Source organism: Bacteroidales bacterium (assembly GCA_016709865.1).
Classification (GTDB): Bacteria; Bacteroidota; Bacteroidia; order Bacteroidales; family VadinHA17; genus LD21.
The window spans coordinates 1,008,851-1,026,301 of the sequence record JADJLX010000005.1 but is presented as its reverse complement, the minus strand read 5'-3'; the positions used below and the strand labels follow the sequence as shown (position 1 = coordinate 1,026,301).

The 17,451-nt window shown below is 41.0% G+C and carries 12 protein-coding genes; 5 read left to right on the top strand and 7 right to left on the bottom strand.

Going from position 1 to position 17,451, the window contains the following annotated elements; genetic code table 11:
* From IPJ16_12830 to IPJ16_12815, 4 genes are all read left to right on the top strand, one after another.
* Complete coding sequence (locus IPJ16_12830) at positions 1–1,029, top strand: CoB--CoM heterodisulfide reductase iron-sulfur subunit A family protein (protein MBK7628056.1); 1,029 nt, start codon at positions 1–3, stop codon at positions 1,027–1,029.
* Position 1,030: 1 nt separating this feature from the next.
* Positions 1,031–1,375 (top strand): 4Fe-4S dicluster domain-containing protein, encoded by a 345-nt coding sequence (locus IPJ16_12825; GenBank protein ID MBK7628055.1) that lies wholly within the window; start codon positions 1,031–1,033, stop codon positions 1,373–1,375.
* Complete coding sequence (locus tag IPJ16_12820) at positions 1,365–3,266, top strand: (Fe-S)-binding protein (protein MBK7628054.1); 1,902 nt, start codon at positions 1,365–1,367, stop codon at positions 3,264–3,266. The genes IPJ16_12825 and IPJ16_12820 overlap by 11 nt, the downstream gene beginning before the upstream one ends.
* Positions 3,267–3,360: 94 nt before the next feature.
* The gene (locus tag IPJ16_12815; GenBank protein ID MBK7628053.1) at positions 3,361–3,960 is read left to right on the top strand and encodes a hypothetical protein; all 600 of its coding nucleotides are present in this window, start codon (positions 3,361–3,363) and stop codon (positions 3,958–3,960) included.
* Between the two features lie 5 nt (positions 3,961–3,965).
* Here the strand turns inward: IPJ16_12815 and purL are convergent, their stop codons facing one another.
* Positions 3,966–7,658 (bottom strand): phosphoribosylformylglycinamidine synthase, encoded by a 3,693-nt coding sequence (purL, locus tag IPJ16_12810; protein MBK7628052.1) that lies wholly within the window; start codon positions 7,656–7,658, stop codon positions 3,966–3,968.
* Between the two features lie 206 nt (positions 7,659–7,864).
* Here purL and IPJ16_12805 point away from each other — a divergent pair, with 206 nt between their 5' ends.
* The gene (locus IPJ16_12805; GenBank protein ID MBK7628051.1) at positions 7,865–10,324 is read left to right on the top strand and encodes a fibrobacter succinogenes major paralogous domain-containing protein; all 2,460 of its coding nucleotides are present in this window, start codon (positions 7,865–7,867) and stop codon (positions 10,322–10,324) included.
* Between the two features lies 1 nt (position 10,325).
* On the opposite strand, the gene IPJ16_12800 is transcribed toward IPJ16_12805, so the two are convergent.
* The 6 genes from IPJ16_12800 to mnmD form a co-directional block, all read right to left on the bottom strand.
* On the bottom strand, positions 10,326–12,368 hold the full coding sequence (locus IPJ16_12800) for a M3 family metallopeptidase (GenBank protein MBK7628050.1): 2,043 nt from the start codon (positions 12,366–12,368) through the stop codon (positions 10,326–10,328).
* Between the two features lie 9 nt (positions 12,369–12,377).
* Positions 12,378–14,990: a bifunctional YncE family protein/alkaline phosphatase family protein gene (locus tag IPJ16_12795; protein ID MBK7628049.1), complete on the bottom strand. Its 2,613-nt coding sequence runs from the start codon at positions 14,988–14,990 to the stop codon at positions 12,378–12,380.
* Positions 14,991–15,110: 120 nt separating this feature from the next.
* Positions 15,111–15,491, bottom strand: coding sequence for a DUF3127 domain-containing protein (locus IPJ16_12790; protein ID MBK7628048.1), 381 nt, complete (start codon positions 15,489–15,491; stop codon positions 15,111–15,113).
* Positions 15,492–15,497: 6 nt separating this feature from the next.
* Positions 15,498–15,956: a peptidylprolyl isomerase gene (locus IPJ16_12785; GenBank protein ID MBK7628047.1), complete on the bottom strand. Its 459-nt coding sequence runs from the start codon at positions 15,954–15,956 to the stop codon at positions 15,498–15,500.
* A 1-nt stretch (position 15,957) separates the two neighbouring features.
* A complete protein-coding gene (locus IPJ16_12780; protein MBK7628046.1) occupies positions 15,958–16,671 on the bottom strand; it encodes an FKBP-type peptidyl-prolyl cis-trans isomerase in 714 nt (237 codons plus the stop codon).
* A gap of 79 nt (positions 16,672–16,750) precedes the next feature.
* Positions 16,751–17,407 carry a tRNA (5-methylaminomethyl-2-thiouridine)(34)-methyltransferase MnmD gene (gene mnmD, locus IPJ16_12775; protein MBK7628045.1) on the bottom strand — a complete coding sequence of 219 codons (657 nt, stop codon included), beginning with the start codon at positions 17,405–17,407 and terminating at the stop codon, positions 16,751–16,753.
* Positions 17,408–17,451: the final 44 nt, after the last annotated feature.

Here is a 17,451-nt window from a genome sequence, read left to right as displayed (position 1 = left end):
ATGAATGGTGAAGTTGTAGTAGTAGGAGGTGGTACTGCAGGAATGGAGGCAGCCGGACAGCTGGCTAAATCAGGTTGCAGAGTAACCCTTGTTGAAAAAGATGCTTCCACCGGTGGTCATGTCAGAAACTGGTACCATTTATTTCCTGACAGAAGAGATGGGCAGGAGGTAATTAATTATCTCAATGATAAAGCAGGTAGCAGCGATTTGACTTTGCTTAAAGAGACGAGAATCGACAATATCGAAAAGAACAGAAAAGGCTTTATTGTAAAAACAGATAAAGGCTCTGAAATAATAGCAGATGCAATAGTTATTGCTACAGGTTTCGACCTGTTCAGAAGTGAGAGGAAAGAAGAATATGGATATGGTATTTATGATAATGTAATAACCTCTGCTGATCTTGAAATGAAATTTCGAAGCGGAGCCCTGAAAAAAACCAATGGAGAGGTTCCTGCAAGAATAGGCATTGTTCATTGCGTTGGATCACGAGATGAAAAAGTGGGCAACCTGTATTGCTCAAAATTATGTTGTGTTACTGCTGTAAAACAGGCTATAGAAATCAAGGAACTTCTCAATGAATCGAGGGTTTTCTGCTTTTATATGGATATGAGGATGGGAGGCGCCATGTATGAGGAACTCTATATGGAGGCGCAGGAAAAATACGGTATTAGTTTTATCAGAGGAAAAGTTTCGGAGGTGGGAGAATCGATAAGTAATAGCCTGGTTATAAAAGTGGAAGATACTCTCGCTGGAAGACCTTTGAAGATGGAGCTCGATATGCTTGTACTTATGGCTGGTATGGAGATATCAGAAGGAAGCAAACTAATTGCATCATCACTTGGACTTAAAACAGGCGAAAACAGGTTTTTTCATGGCCGTGACAGTCATTTCGGAAGTAATCTCAGTAATGTAGATGGAGTATTCTATGCAGGCACCTGCACTGCTCCTATGAATATTACTGAAACTATCTCACATGCGAGGGCTGCTGTAGCTGATGTACTCGATTACCTCAAAACTAAAAATAAATAGTATGGAGAAGTTCGGTTTTTCCATATCTAAAGGTCGGCAGATCGACTATGAAGCCAACGACAGGAGCGTGGCTGATTATATTTTTGCACGTGAGTCAAGTTTCAGATCATGTATTGAATGCGGCGGCTGCGCAGCGACATGTACCACCGGTAATCACACTAAATTCAGTCTGAGGGAACTCCATATTTTGATTAAGCGGGGTGAGAATGATCTGGCGAGACAGACAATGAAAAAATGCATGCTCTGCGGAAAATGCACTCTTGTTTGTCCGCGGGGCGTAAACACCAGGAATATTGTAGTTCTTGCCAAGCAGGCATTCCAAATATTTGATAAACATGCAGTTTGATCCGTTTGTTATACCATTTAATCTAGGATTATACTTCATACTTATTTATGTTGTAGTCAGGAGTGTTATATGGTTCCGCGAACTTTCCCGTCAGGATAAACTAAGACTGCAGCGTGGATTCTTCGGATCAGCATTTGCCCTGAGTATTAAAGAGATCTTTCTCGAAAGTCTTATTCACAGAAAAATTCTCAAAACAAATTTCAGGCTGGGCTATATGCATATGAGTCTGGCCTTTGGCTGGTTTCTTCTGATTTTCTTCGGAACACTTGAGGCAGATATTTTCGGAGCAAAGCACCTTAACGCACCTTATAAGGCTATTTTCTTCAGGTTTTTTAATCCTGAGCATGGCAGAATGGGGTTTGAAGCAGCATACGGATTTCTGATGGATCTTATTCTGGCATTTGTACTTTCGGGACTGCTTTTGGCTGTTTCAAAGAGATTTTTTTCCAGGGTTGTGGGAATGAAGAAAACCACGAAACTCAGGCTGACTGATAAAATTGCACTTACATCACTCTGGCTTATCTTTCCAAGCCGTCTTCTGGCTGAGAGCTTCACATGTGGTGCAGCCGGAACAGGGAGCTTTCTTACAGGCTCTCTTGGTTCTGTGTTGGCATCATTCCTTCCTGCCCAGCAATTTGCCTATCCCTTCTGGTGGTTATATTCATTATCGTTAGGTACTTTTTTTATTCTTCTTCCTGTTACGAGGTATATGCATATCCCAGCAGAACTGTTTCTGATCTTTATGAGAAATTCAGGAATAAGGACAGGAAATAAAGCAGGGGCTTACACTGAAGTACAGGCATTCTCCTGCTCATCTTGCGGTATATGTATTGATGCCTGTCAGCTTAATTTTTCTGCAGGTATCAACACAATTCAGCCGGCTTACATGATGAAAGCCATCCGTAACGATGAAGATGTATCAGATATAGCTTTTAATTGTCTGATGTGCGGACGTTGTGACCAGAAATGCCCGGTGGGAATTGAACTGTCTCCGATAAGGATGATTCAGAGAAGGGGAGCGGAAGGAGAAAACGATTACAGGAATACCTACAGGGGCTATTTTCGCAAAAGAGAAAGTGTTGCAGCTGAAAAGTCACCTGTAACACAGAATTATGACTTTCTGAAAAAAACTGATCCGGAAAAAGTTGATGTAGTGTTTTTTGCAGGATGCATGACTCATCTCACACCGGCAATAAAGAATTCGATGTTGAAAATTCTGGATGCATCAGGTGTCAGCTATAGTTTTATTGATGAACATGGAGGTGTTTGCTGTGGCAGACCACTTATGCTTGCAGGTCAGGATAAGGAAGCAAGAGAACTGATTAACTTTAATTCGGAGATGATATGGAAATCTGGCGCACACACTCTGGTGACTTCATGTCCGATTTGCTATAAAGTTTTTAAAGAGAGTTATTATCTCGATGTAGAGGTACTTCATCATACCCAGTTTATTAAGATGCTGATTGATGAAGGAGATATAAAACTGAAATTTCTGCGCAAGAAGGTTGCATATCATTCACCCTGCGATCTTGGAAGAGGATCAGGTGTATATGATGAGCCAAAGGAAGTTCTTCGTCATGTTACAAGACTTCAGGAAACAAAATTCAGCGATGCCGATTCGCTCTGTTGCGGCGGATCTCTTGGCAATATGAAAATCAGTTCGGGGGATAAACATAAGATTGCGCGTGATGCTGCTTCCTTACTGACAAAAGATAATCCCGATATTCTTGCAACAGCCTGCCCGTTATGTAAAAAGACCTTTTCTTCAGCTTCGGAAACAAAAGTTGCAGACATTTCAGAGATAGTTGCTGAAGCACTGTCGTTGAATGAAGTAAAAAAAAACAGTAATAAGAAATCCCATATTATAAAACACGTTGTAAATATTTCTTAAACGCAATTGATTGATTTACAAAGGCCCTCCAATTGAGAAGAGGGATTTAGGGAGAGGTTCTTATTAATTTTTACAAATAGCATACTTAAATTGTATGAAGTTCGTTATAATTGCAAATAATATTTTAAGCAATATTCGTATAATGGGAAGAAGTATAATTGTGTTGTTGATTGTGGCAGCGTTCACCTTATTTTCTGCATGCAGAAATAATGGTGTACAGGATGTAAGTAACAGTGAAGTTATTGAGAACAGGGTTTTGCAGCAGGATGACGGAACAATCTCTTTAAAAGTTGAGAAAGCTGAGTGTTATCACGATATGGGCAATCCTTCAACAAATACGGCAGAATGGAATGTAGTGGTTTCCAAATCCGGCCGTTTTAATGTGTGGCTTTCCAGTTCTACAAAAGATACCACCAATCTGAAGTATAATAATAAAGTGATGCTGAGCATTCTGGATAACAGACTTGAGGCGCATCCGAAATGTGATAAGATATATCTTAATTCAACTGATGTATCATTACCTTATTTCAGAGCCGATTCATTTATGGGGGCTCTGTATATTCAGGATACAGGACTATATAATATACAGTTGATTAGCGAAAAGTTAGTACCGAAAAATTACCCTAATGCAGAGACAGAAGGTGCTTATGATTCCAGGTTATTATCTGTATTCCTTACACCGATTACCCGCTGAGGATCTTATCTGGTCTTTCTCGCTTTTATCCAATCCCTTGCATTTGTAAAGGCCTTAATCCATGGTGTAACTTCATCATTTTTCCTGTCTGCAGGATAATAACCGCATTGCCATGGGTAGAATGCGCGTTCAAGGTGCGGCATCATAACCAGATGTCTTCCATCCTCAGAGCACAGCCCGGCAACATCATAATCTGAACCATTCGGATTGGCAGGATAGGTATGTCTGCTGAATTTTAATGCTATCCTGTACTTATTCTCAGGATAGGGGAGGGTGAAGCAGCCTTCGCCATGAGCTACCCATATTCCTAGCTCCATATCAGTCAGATCTTTAAGCATCACAGAGTTGTTCTCAGTTACTTTTACTCCGAGGAAACCTGATTCGAATTTATGCGATTTGTTTAGTTTCAGATGGGGTTTCTTAACATGGTCCTGATAAAGAAGTTCCAACTCAATCATAAGCTGGCAGCCATTACAAACACCCAGGGACAAAGTATCATCTCTTTTGTAGAAATTTTCGAGTGAGACTCTTGCCTTTTCGTTGTATTTGAAAGCTCCTGCCCAGCCCTTTGCAGAGCCTAGAACATCGGAATTTGAGAATCCACCGACAAATACAATCATATTCAGATCTTCAAGATTTTCCCTTCCAGATATGAGGTCAGTCATGTGAACATCCTTGACATCAAAGCCGGCCAGATAGAGAGCATATGCCATCTCCCTGTCACCGTTCACTCCTTTTTCCCTTATTATTGCAGCTCTGATACCGGTTTTCTTTCTTCTCTCTGGTATAATTCCCAGCGACTTAAAAGTACCTTCAAATCCATTAAGGGTGAAGTTTAGTTCATGTTTCTTATAGTTAGTAAACCGCTCAAGTGCCAGCTCGGTTCCGCTCTGCCTGCGATCGAGCAACCACGATGTGCTGAACCATTTATCGCGCAGCCTGTCAATGTCTAAAGAAATCCTGGTATTATTATTTGTAATGAATAGTGTTCTTTCATCAACAGGGTGTCCGATAGAGAAATAAGATATTCCGTTTTCAAGAAGAATCTCTGCGATTTCATCTTCATCCTTTACCTGTATTATAATCCCGGGGTTCTGACTGAAGAGAATTTTTACCGTGTCACTTTCATCCATTGCAGAAAGATTAACAGTAATACCACCAGATGTGTTTGAGAAACACATTTCAAGTAGTGTGGTAACCATTCCTCCGGCAGAGATATCATGTCCGGCCAGTATCTTGCCCCTGACAATCAGATCCTGTATTGTATCGAATACTTCTTTAAAGTATGCCGGATCTTTAACTGTTGGAGCTTTATCGCCTAATCTGTTAAGAATCTGTGCAAAACTGCTTCCTCCGCATTTTAATTCATCCCTGCTCATATCGATATATAACAGGCTTGTATACGGATCATTAACAATTACAGGTTCAACTATTTTTCTAATGTCACTTATCTCAGCTGAAGCTGATATAATAACTGTTCCCGGAGAAAATACAACCTGATCATTATATTTCTGTGTCATTGAAAGACTATCCTTCCCGGTAGGAATATTGATCCCCAGAGCGATTGAAAATTTGCTGGCAGCTTCCACAGCTTCGTAAAGCCTTGCATCCTCACCTGCATTTTTACATGGCCACATCCAGTTAGCGGAAAGAGAAACGCCAGTGAGTCTGTCAGCTAGTGGTGCCCAGATAATGTTCGTAAGTGATTCTGCTATAGAGAGTACTGATCCTGAAGCAGCATCGATGAGTCCTGCTGCAGGTGCATGTCCTATTGATGTAGCCATACCTCTTTTACCCCTGTAATCAAGAGCAATAGCTCCCAGGTTATTAAGCGGCAGCTGCAACGAACCGGCACACTGTTGTTTGGCAAGCCTGCCTGTGACTGAACGGTCTACCTTATTCGTAAGCCAGTCTTTACATGCGACCTCTTCAATCTGAAGAACCTTTTCAATATATTCATTTATCTTTTCCTGACTGTATTCCAGTTTCTTATAGCCATTTTCAATAGTTTCATCAGTCATAACAGTTCTGGGGGGATCACCGAAAAACGATGTGAGGGCCAGATCTATCGGTTTTTCACTGGTAACAGGATTTTCGAGAGTAAACTGCATGTCTCCTGTCACTTCTCCTATAAAGTATATAGGTGCTCTTTCCCTTTCTGCTATATGTCTCAGTGTGTCAACGTCGGTCTTTCTCATTATCAGACCCATACGTTCCTGTGATTCGTTCCCTATTATCTCTTTGGCAGAAAGAGTAGGGTCACCAACAGGCAGTTTGCTGATATCGATCTTTCCTCCGGTTGCTTCAACGAGTTCCGAAAGACAGTTCAGATGTCCTCCGGCACCGTGGTCGTGGATCGATACTATGGGATTGTTTGCCGATTCACTTAAAGCTCTTATGGCATTATATACCCTTTTCTGCATTTCCGGATTTGCCCGCTGAACAGCATTAAGTTCTATTGAACTATGGAATTCCCCAGTGTCGACAGATGAAACAGCTCCTCCGCCCATTCCTATCCTGTAGTTATCACCACCAAGGAGTACTATGATATCTCCTTTCTCCGGAATATCTTTTTCACTGTCTTTCTTTTTCCCTATTCCAATTCCGCCGGCAAGCATAATTACCTTGTCGTATCCGAATTTTTTCAGGTTTTCAAAGTGTTCAAAAGTAAATACCGAGCCACAGATAAGAGGTTGTCCGAATTTATTTCCGAAATCGCTTGCTCCGTTGGAAGCTTTAATCAGTATATCTTCAGGTGTCTGATAGAGCCATGGCCTTTCTTCTGTTGCCTTCTCCCATGATCTTGGTCCGTCGGGCCTTGGGTAGGATGTCATGTAAACAGCTGTGCCGGCAATAGGAAATGCTCCTTTACCTCCTGCTATACGGTCTCTTATCTCACCTCCCGTCCCGGTTGCAGCACCATTGAATGGTTCGACTGTTGTGGGAAAGTTGTGGGTTTCAGCTTTTATTGAAAGTACAGATTCATAATCAGCTACAGCAAAATAGTCAGGTTTGTCCTGTGTTACAGGTGCAAACTGCTCAACTACCGGTCCCTGAACGAATGCACAATTGTCCTTATATGCCGAGACTACCTTGTTAGGATTTGTTTTGGTAGTCGCCTTGATCATCTGAAACAGTGTCTCAGTTTTTTTCTCTCCAGAGAGGATGAATGTTCCGTTGAATATTTTGTGACGGCAGTGCTCGGAATTAACCTGTGAAAAACCAAATACCTCGCTATCGGTAAGTTTGCGGCCAATCGATTCACTTAGTTTGTTCAGATAACTTATCTCTTCTTCGTTGAGAGCCAGACCCTCCTTTAGATTGTATTGTTTAATATCGTCAATATAAAATACAGGATCTGGTAATTTGTCAATTGTAAATATTTTCTGATCAAGTCCTTTATATAAAGCCTGAAGCATCGGATCAATTGCAGGTCTGTCAGACTCTTCGGTATGAAATTCTTCTATCCTTCTGATACCTGATATTCCCATATTCTGAGTTATCTCTACCGCATTGGTGCTCCAGGGCGTTACCATCTCTTTTCTGGGCCCTGTAAAGAGTCCTTCGATACTATCCTTGCTAATCAGGTTTGCCTCACCAAAAAGCCAGGATAGTTTTTCAATCTCTTTTCCCGGAAGTTTTTCGGAAGTCTCTACTGCAAACAGGTTTTTGGAATTACCTTCAAAGAAGAGGATCATGTTATAGTTGTTAATATTTTGATTAATAATATATTGCAAACAGAATGCAATCTTTTTTATACCCATGTAAATATAATTCAAGTTTTAAGAATATCCTTGTTTCAAATCTTTTTAAAAAAGAATTTGGAGATGTCTTGGTAACTTTAAAAGCATTCAATATTTTTATAGTGAATAAACATTTTGATGAGGTTACTAATTTTTACTTTATGAAAAAACTTTACGCACTTATTACATTTTTATTTATTGCCATCGTGGTAAAAGGGCAGGCACCAGCCAGTTTTAATTATCAGGCAGTGCTCAGGGATACTGAAGGAGTATTGAAGGCAAACAAAGCTGTAACAGTCAAATTCGAGATACTGTCGGGAAGCTCATCGGGAACTGCAGTATATACAGAAACACATAATGTTACTACAACAAGTACCGGACTAATTGATCTTGATCTTGGTACAGGTACCACTTCCGACGGATCACTGACAGTAATTAACTGGGGGACAGGAACATATTTTCTGAAGATTACGATTGATGGTACCGTTATGGGAACCAGTCAGTTATTAAGCGTGCCATATGCATTATATTCTGCAAAAGCTGGGAACGGATTCAGCGGTAACTATGCAGATCTCACAAACAAACCTGCTTTAGCTACTGTTGCTTCGAGCGGCAGTTATACTGACCTTGTCAATAAACCTGATCTGACAGTAGGTGCTGTAAAAAAACTTACGGTTACAAGCGAAACCTCTGACATGGAAGAAGCACTGTTTGAAGTTAAAAATAAGAATGGCCAGACTGTATTTGCCGTCTATAATGAAGGTGTAAGGATCTATGTTGATAATGGTTCAGCCAAAGGTGCAAAAGGAGGATTTGCTATTGGAGGGTTTGGTTCAAAGGCTGGTTCTCAGGACTATTTTGTCGTTAATCCCGACTCGATAAGGATGTATGTTGCTGATACACCGGCAAAAGGAGCAAAAGGAGGATTTGCTATAGGCGGATTCGGCAGTGCAAAAGCACTCCCCCAGGATCTGCTTGTTGTCAGCTCCGACAGCATAAGAGCTTATATTGATACAAATACCGGTAAAGGTTCAAAGGGAGGGTTTGCAATCGGAGGATTTGGGAGTGCGAAAGGACCAGTGGAGGAATATCTTCGAGTAACACGCGACAGCACAAGGGTTTATATTAATAATACCCCTGCTAAGGCGCCAAAAGGCGGTTTTGCAATCGGTGGTTTTGGCGGTGCAAAGGGAATTGAAAGTGATTATGTACTGATCAATCCCGACAGTACAAATTTCTATGTACGCTCACTTGGAGGTAGTACTTTATCAACATTCAATATCCTTTCAGTAAACGAGAATCTTATTCAAAATCCGTTATTGAGCGCTGACCCAGATACTATTGCTATGACAAGTGTACTTAATGTGCAGAATAATATCAGTGTAGCTGGTGATATCGGTTATGCCGGAACTGTAGCTCCGATTGATGTTCCTGTCTTAACAAGTGCTCAAGTCATTAGTGTTACTCAGACATCAGGTTTGGCTGGAGGTACTATTACCAGCAATGGTGGAGCCGCTGTAATTACAAGTGGTGTTTGTTGGAACACTTCACCATCACCAACGGTTTCTCTCGGCACTAAAACGACTAACGGATCATCGACTGGTTCATTTACCTCATCAATTACTGGTTTGACTGCTGCAACAACTTATTATGTAAGGGCTTATGCAACAAACTCAGTTGGCACAGGCTATGGAGAGGAAGTAGTATTTACTACAAATAGTGTCTCTCCGGTGCTTGCTACACTTACAACAGCTACACCTGGTTCAATAACACATATTTCTGCAGTCAGCGGTGGTGATATAATGGATAATGGCGGTGCGCAGATCACAGTCGGCGGAATATGCTGGAGCACAACTTCTGGTCCATTGGTAACTGACAGTCATACAACTCTGCCGTATCCGCAGAATATATTTGCAAGTACAATGACAGGTTTGACTGAAAACACAACCTATTATGTGAGAGCATATGCAACAAGTGTTGCTGGTACTGCATACGGAAATGAAGTGAGCTTCACAACACCTCTTGCTCCTGTTGCTGTTAATGATATCGATGGAAATTCTTACAACACAATTGTAATAGGATCTCAGATATGGTTTGCTTCAAACCTTAAAACAACAAGGCTAAATGATGGAACTGCAATAGCAAATGTTACTGACGGAACCGCATGGTCTCTGCTGAGTACTCCGGCATATGCATGGTATAATAATGATAATGCTGCAAATGGATTATATGGCATTCTGTATAACTGGCAAACTGTAAGTACCGGTCTGCTATGTCCGGCCGGCTGGCAGGTGCCTACTGAAAGCGACATGTTTACTCTGGAAAGCGCACTTGGTGGAGCGCTGGTTGCCGGAGGCAAACTGAAAGAGGTAGGTACAACTCATTGGAGTGCTCCTAATACAGGCGCAACTGATGAGGTTGGTTTTACAGCTCTGCCTGGTGGTTTCCGTAACTATATGGGTATGTTCATGAATATCGGATTAAACTCCAGCTGGTGGACATCATCTCTGATATCAGTAGATCCGACATTCTTCTCCCTCGACGCAAACAGCGCTGAAATAATGCTTCAGATGATGTTCGATAAGTCTGGTATGTATGTGCGGTGTATGAAGAATAACTAGCTTACAGGCCGCTTCGCTTTAGCAAAGCATCTATCGAAGGTTCCCTGCCTCTGAAATTCTTATATAAAGAGGCAGGATTCTCTGTTCCTCCTTTTTCGAGAATGTTTTTTCGAAACGATTCTGCTGTTTTGTTATTGAATATTCCGGTTTCCTGAAAGTATTGAAATGCATCAGCATCAAGAACTTCGGCCCACTTGTAACCATAATAGCCTGCAGCATATCCGCCTCCGAAAATATGTCCGAAAGCAGCACTCATATTCAGTCCTTCAACAGGAGGAAAGAGTTCCGTTTTTGACATTATTCTATTCTCAAAGTCAGAGATATCGATCTCCGGATGATCCTCCAGTGAATGCCATGCCATATCGAGAAATCCGAAGCTTAACTGTCTGTAACATGCATATCCCTCATTATACGAGGCTGCTTCCTTAATTTTAGCTATTAGTTCCGCAGGGAGTTTTTCTCCTGTCTTGTAATGAACTGCAAACGTGTCGAGCCACTCTTTTTCAAATGCATAATTCTCCATGAACTGAGAAGGTAATTCAACGAAGTCGCGCGCTACATTTGTCCCTGAAAGGCTCTCATAAGTACATTTTGTAAGCATGCCATGAAGGGCATGGCCAAACTCGTGCAGAAAAGTTGTTAGTTCATTGAATGAAAGGAGCGAAGGCCTTGATTCTGATGATCTTGTGAAATTGGATACTATTGAGATAAATGGACGAATATCCATTTTGTTTTTCTTTCTCTGATCTCTGTAACTGGTCATCCATGCACCGCCGCTCTTCCCAGTCCGGGGATGATAATCAACATACAGGATTGCAAGGAAAGTATCATCATTATCATAAACCTCATAGGTCTTTACATCAGGGTGGTAGACCGGAATATTTTTATTGGCAGAGAACCTAATTCCATATAGTTTTGTCGCTAGCCCAAAGATTGCAGTTTCAACTTTTTCGAGACTGAAATATGGTTTGAGTGTCTCATCATCAATATCATAGAGTTTTTTCTTCAGCTTTTCTGAGTAGTATGCCCAGTCCCATCGTTCCAGTGGCTCTTTCAGTCCCTCCTCAGCAGCAAACTTTTTAATTGTGTTCAGGTCCCTGAAAGCCGCCGGTTTTGATGCTGTATAAAGATCTTCAAGAAATTTTTCAACTTTTTCAGGGGTGTCTGCCATGCGATCGCCAAGTACCATTTCGGCATAGTTCCTGAACCCCAGCATTTTAGCAATCTCAAGACGCAGGTTTACTATTTTAATTACAATATTCCTGTTGTCGAATTCATTTTCCCTGAAAGCCCTTGATGAGTATGCCCTGAACATCTTCTCTCTCAGATGCCGTTTTTCTGAATATTGCATAAAAGGAACATAGCTTGGATAATGAAGAGTAAATATCCATCCATCTTTGTCCCTGCTTACTGCTTCTTTTGCTGCAGTCTCAGTAAGGTTTTCAGGTAATCCTGCAAGATCCGATCTGTCTGTAAGGTGAAGCACCCACGAGTTTGTTTCTTCGAGAACATTTTCATCAAATTTCAACGCAAGTGTTGAAAGTTCTTCAGATATCGTCCTGAATCTTTCCCTCTCATACTCCTTAAGTCCTGCACCTCCAAGCATGAAGTTCCGGTATTTTCTTTCAATAAGGATCTTCTCTTCAGTTGTATATCCAGCTGTATTTTTCTTTTCGAATATATTAACAATACGTTCGAAAAGTCTGGTATTCAGAGTTATATCGTTTGAGAAGCGGGTAAGAACAGGGGATACCATCTGAGCAGCTTCCTGCAGTTGTTTATTGGTTTCTGCACTATTGAGATTAAACAATACTGATGCGATCCGTCCTAGTTTTTCTCCCGCATTGTCAAGGGCAGCTATAGTATTTTTAAATGTAGGATTGTCAGAGTTATCAGTGATTATCTGAATCTCTTTTTCGGCAAGTTTTATGGCTTCTTCAACAGCGGGATAGTAATGCGATGTTTCTATCAGATTAAAAGGAGGAGTATTGAATGGCGTATTCCATTCTGCCAGGAGCGGATTATTTATTATTTCGGAACTCATATAATTCTATTATTCATCATCTTCATCATCATCTTCATCACCTGAACCTGCAAATTTCACAGGATATGGAATATTCCCTTTTGCAGAGTGCCATATTATTCTGTTAAGCAGATCATCCTCACCCGAATCAATCTTGTCGAATACAGGCAGCAGACTCTTTTTTGCATAATGGAGAGCCTTACCTGACAATGCAGTTAACCCCGGATTCATCTCATCGAGCGGAATATTGTTTTTAACTGCTGCATAAGGAGTTAGATCCGGTTTTGTGCTGAAGCAATCTGTCATGGGATTTGCAATAGCATCCTGAATGTTCATTGGCGGCAAACCAAGAATCTGCTCAATAGTTCTAACAACAGAGGGCTGTGCATAGTAGGTGCTGTTTGTTGTTTTAAGTCTGGAATACGGACTCAAAACCAGTCCGACTGTACGGTATGCTGATACATGATCCCAACCGTTCTGGGAATCATCTTCAACTACAAAGATCACAGTGTTTTCCCAAAACCGGCTTTTGGAAACAGCCTCAACAATCTGTCCGAGTGCCAGATCATTATCTGCTACCATTGCACGGGGAGTGGGCAACCCTGGCCTTGTACCTCCGGTATGATCATTAGGGAGTGCCATTATCATAAGTTCCGGAAGCTGGTCTCCTTCCATAGCCTCATATTCTTTCAGTTCCTTAATAAATACATCAGCCCTTACCACATCAGGAAACTCGTGACTGCCATATGAAGGAAAGGTCTGGCTCAGGATCTTCTTAACAGGCTCTATTGTAGTATGATTAGTGAATTCCACAGACTCACCTTTCAGGTAGGCATTATAAACATCTGACCATGTTGTTTTCTTTGGAAATAGCGGTATTGATGCCTCTCCATAGATTTTTACGCTCTTTCCATATTTCATGGCATTATCCCATAGAAATCCGGTAGGAGAATAAACAAGTGCATCTTCCTGAACATGAGGATAACTTCTGAACCAGGCCCTCATATTCTTTTCTATGTAATCGGTAACTATCGAGGCGTCAGTCCATTGATGGCCCTCTGCTGAACATTTACCCGATACGTTGAAGTTATCAAGCAGAATAAATTCCTCTGCAAGTTTATGAGTATTTGGTGTTATTTCTTCTCCGAATATGCAAAGTCCGGGATCGCCATTCCCCTGTTTCATATCACCAAGTAACTGATCGTATGTCCTGTTCTCCTTTATAATATAGATGACGTGTTTAAATACAGAAGGCTCACCTATCCTGTCGGGCAGAGGTTTGGGAATGGCATTTGCCCTTGGTTTATCTCTCGCCATCACAGCTCTTGAAAGGTCATTCACAGCAATAACGGTATCAGTATAGGCTTTAAGTTTGCGTTTCCCCGGAAAAGGGATTACTGATACGGATGCCAGCATATGATGGGTATTGTAAACCGGGTTGAATGTGTTGGTATCTTTTAGTCCAAGCCTGACTCCTTCACCTTCCAGATTACAGACATATAGTTTACCCGGATTATGAATTGCGATTGCCGACGGATATGCTCCTGTAGGAATGAAGCCTGTAACACTACTTGTACTTCTTTTGCCTTTTAGTGAAGCTTTCTTTCCGAGACTGATAACTGCGAGGGCATTATCCATTCCATTGGCAATATATAATGTCTTTTCATCTTCAGACAGAGCTAATCCATTTGGAGAATCTCCAAAATACGGATTAATCTCAGGCTGTAATCTGACACTTATTGTTTCTGTTATTTCATCGTTTAAAGTGCTGATAACGCTTATATTGTCGCTATTGGAATTTGTCAGGTAGACATATTTTCCACTCCGGTCGCTGATTATTTCATTAGGGTGAAGACCAACAATTATTTGCTTAAGCACTGTGCCGTCAGCCGGATTAAGAACTGTTACACTTCCTTCCCTGGTTGCCCCGCCTGCCTTACTGTTATCTACTCTGGCAAGACTCCAGGGTACTCCTGCAACATCTTTGTCGTCTGATTCCGGTGTTCTGCCGGCCCAGTTTGTAATGTAGAGTTTTCCTGCAGCTAAAGTTATTCCGTACGGAGCAACTCCTGTTTTAACTTCCCATATTATTTTTCTGCTTTCAAGTTCCCGTTTTACTACCTGGTCGTTTCCATTCAGAACAGTATACAAATACTCCTTATCACCTTCTTTAATAGTGAGGATTTCATTTGGCAGTGATAGTTTTGCCGGAGGAACCGGTTTGAATTCAATTATTCCTGAAAATTTTGCTGTTACGCCATTCCACGTTGCTGACGCAACATAGCATTTGGAGCTGTCGCCTGTTGTGCTCCAGAATACTTCCGGAATAGCTGCATCTTTCCTCCAGGTTATACCGGAGTAGGTATTCATACCCCTTCGCAGTTTAGGATGCCTGATGTTGTCGAGGGTGAATTTTACTTTGTTATCTGATGTGCTTATAAAAACGATGCTGTACCTCTCCTCAACGGCAAGCCATTTGCCATCGGGGGATATCGCAGCATCAAGTGCATGGTTTTCAAGTTCTGTATCGCCGAAATATATCTGCATCCCGGCTGGCTGTATCATCCTGTTGTATGGAAGTTGAATCTGGGCATGAGAGCAGATTCCTGTGAAAATCAGGATTACTGAAAGAAGTTTTTTCATATTAATATGTTCTGGCAGGAGTTATTTCAAAAGATAACATTAATTACACTGATCTGGTTCATTGGTCTCATTAATTTAAAAAGGCTGTCCTGAACAGGGACAGCCTTTTATTATGATTTGTCAGAACGGCAGATCGCTTAATTCATCATTTTCAGGTGGAATGTCTTCAAGAGTTGTGTGTGAAGATACATTCTGTTCCCTTCCGGCAGAAGAAGTCTTTTCCAGTTTCCATGCGTCAAGGTTGGTGAAATAGTTTATCTTACCCTCTTTCTCCCACTTGTTACCTTTAAGATTAAACCAGATTTTAACATCCTCGTTAAGAAATGATTCATTTATAAGGTCGCATTTATCCTGTACAAGCTGAAACTTTATATAATCTATGAATACAGCAGAACCACCTGTCTCCTTTTTTTCAATAACAAATTCCCGTTTTTTGAATTTGTCACTTACCTGATTTACAGGAGAGATATCTATTACTTTACCGGTAATCTCGAATGCCATTTCTCTTTATTCTTCGTGAATAATTATTTTTTCAATTTTATCACCCTGACGGATTTTATCGATAACATCCAGTCCTTCAAATACTTTGCCAAAGCAGGTATGTTGTCTGTCAAGGTGTTTGGTATTAGTGCGGCTATGGCAGATAAAAAACTGCGAGCCCCCTGTATTTCTGCCGGCATGAGCCATAGACAGAACTCCTTTGTCGTGGTATTGATTACCACCTGTGAGTTCACATTTTATTTTATAACCCGGACCACCTGTTCCTACTCGCGGGTCGCTCATATCTTTTGAAAGCGGGCAACCACCCTGGATGACAAAATCAGGAATTACCCTGTGAAATGCCAGTCCGTCGTAAAAACCTTTTTTAGCCAGAGTTATAAAGTTCTCCACGGTACCCGGAGTGTCCTCTTCAAAGAAGCTGACCTTCATAGTTCCTTTTGGAGTCTGGATTTCTGCTGTTGTCATATTACTGAACGATTTCGAGAAGCTCAACTTCAAAAACAAGTGTAGAGAATGGTTTGATAACTTCACCGGCGCCATTTGCACCATAAGCAACTGATTCAGGAAGAACTAGTTTGAATTTTGAACCAACCGGCATCAGCTGAAGAGCTTCTGTCCATCCTGCAATAACACCTGAAACAGGGAACTGAGCAGGTTCATTTCTTTTTATTGATGAATCAAATTCTGTTCCATCGATAAGTGTTCCTACGTAATGAACTTTTACTGTACTTTCAACTGTAGGTTTTGGTCCTGTACCCATTTTTACAACTTCATACTGAAGTCCGCTTGCTGTTGTTGTAACTCCTTCTTTTGCCTTGTTTTGAGCAAGGAATGCCTCGTTTTGTGCAATATATTCTTTGTATACTTCTTTATCAAGAAGTGCTTTCTCTTCAGCTTTGGCAGTTTCGCGCTTGTTAATGAAAGCCATGATAAAAGAACGGGCAATCTCATCTTCCATAAGTGGTTTCCCATCTTTTCCGTCCATCATAGCTTTTGCAACGAGAACAGGATTAAGCATCAGACTATCTTGCGTAAGGGCGTTATAATTAACAATACCGAAAGCATAGGATAGTGAATCTTCATTGGTTTTGAGTTTTGCATTTTTAAGAGCACTATTACCGCAAGAGCCAAGCATTAAAGCTATTACAGCGGTCATAACAATTATTCCCCTGATTTTCATACTTTATGTTTTTAATTTTAAAATTTCCGCTAAGATAATACTTTGGGGAAAGCAAAAAAGCCTGCCTGAGAAATTAATTTCAAATTTTAACTGCTCTGATTATTTGTCTTTTGCCGGGAGGACCGGGCAGGAGCTCCACATCAAATCCATTGGCCCTGAGGTTCCGTTTTACTTCTCCTTTGGCTGAATAGGTTACAAAAATTCCTCCTTTTACAGTTATTGCAGAGATTGAGTCAAAAACCTCTTTTGTCCACATTTCAGGTTGTTTGTCCGGCCCGAAGGCATCAAAATAGATGAGATCGTAAGCCCCTGAATGTGCACCGGAAGTGAAATCACCCTTAATTTTTTTGAGGCTGAAGTTTTTACTTATTGCTGTTGTCTGATTCCACGAAGAAAAATGTATCATGTTAAAGATCTTTTTCCCTTCTTTTCCTGTAAACTCATTATGGTTCAGCGACCAGATTATATCCTCATGAACAGGATATTTTTCTATTGCCGTATAATTTACCTGTTTATCCCCATTACTGCATCTTATGGCTGTTAACAGAGCATTCAGTCCGGTCCCGAAACCAACCTCAAATATATTGACAGGATTTGCTTTACATGAATCATACCCGCTCTTTATAAATACATGTTCTGATTCCTGAACAGCACCATGAATTGAATGATAGTGTTCATCAAGTTCAGGTACATATATTGTATGTGACCCATCGGATGTTTTAATTAGTCTGTTCACTATTCCCCCTCTCTTTTATCATTTCCCTTTTCACTTTGCATTTT

Coding starts and splice junctions, on each gene's coding strand:
- IPJ16_12830 (MBK7628056.1), top strand. CDS start 1: ATGAATGGTGAAGTTGTAGTAGTAGGAGGTGGTACTGCAGGAATGGAG.
- IPJ16_12825 (MBK7628055.1), top strand. CDS start 1,031: ATGGAGAAGTTCGGTTTTTCCATATCTAAAGGTCGGCAGATCGACTAT.
- IPJ16_12820 (MBK7628054.1), top strand. CDS start 1,365: ATGCAGTTTGATCCGTTTGTTATACCATTTAATCTAGGATTATACTTC.
- IPJ16_12815 (MBK7628053.1), top strand. CDS start 3,361: ATGAAGTTCGTTATAATTGCAAATAATATTTTAAGCAATATTCGTATA.
- purL (MBK7628052.1), bottom strand. CDS start 7,658: ATGATCCTCTTCTTTGAAGGTAATTCCAAAAACCTGTTTGCAGTAGAG.
- IPJ16_12805 (MBK7628051.1), top strand. CDS start 7,865: ATGAAAAAACTTTACGCACTTATTACATTTTTATTTATTGCCATCGTG.
- IPJ16_12800 (MBK7628050.1), bottom strand. CDS start 12,368: ATGAGTTCCGAAATAATAAATAATCCGCTCCTGGCAGAATGGAATACG.
- IPJ16_12795 (MBK7628049.1), bottom strand. CDS start 14,990: ATGAAAAAACTTCTTTCAGTAATCCTGATTTTCACAGGAATCTGCTCT.
- IPJ16_12790 (MBK7628048.1), bottom strand. CDS start 15,491: ATGGCATTCGAGATTACCGGTAAAGTAATAGATATCTCTCCTGTAAAT.
- IPJ16_12785 (MBK7628047.1), bottom strand. CDS start 15,956: ATGACAACAGCAGAAATCCAGACTCCAAAAGGAACTATGAAGGTCAGC.
- IPJ16_12780 (MBK7628046.1), bottom strand. CDS start 16,671: ATGAAAATCAGGGGAATAATTGTTATGACCGCTGTAATAGCTTTAATG.